The following is a 254-nucleotide window of genomic DNA, read 5'->3' as shown; positions in this document are numbered from 1 at the left end:
AAGACCGCATGCCGATGCTCTGGACCTATGGCGTCGCGACCGGCCGCATCACCATGAACGAGTTCGTGGCGGTCACCTCGACCAATATCGCCAAGATCCTCAACGTCTATCCAAAGAAGGGCGCGATCCTCATCGGCGCCGATGCCGATATCGTCGTCTGGGACCCGCAACTGACGAAGACAATCAGCGCAACGAGCCAGCAATCGGCCATCGATTACAACGTGTTCGAAGGGCAGAAGGTCAAAGGCCTGCCG

General features: G+C 58.7%; 1 protein-coding gene. It reads left to right on the top strand.

Annotated features, from left to right (window positions below):
• Nucleotides 1–254: amidohydrolase family protein (locus SB764_RS42635; RefSeq protein WP_410867127.1), on the top strand; the 254-nt coding region annotated here is incomplete at both ends.

The organism is Paraburkholderia sp. SIMBA_027, from assembly GCF_046535315.1.
Lineage (GTDB): Bacteria > Pseudomonadota > Gammaproteobacteria > Burkholderiales > Burkholderiaceae > Paraburkholderia > Paraburkholderia tropica.
This window is presented reverse-complemented; position numbering and strand designations above follow the sequence as displayed.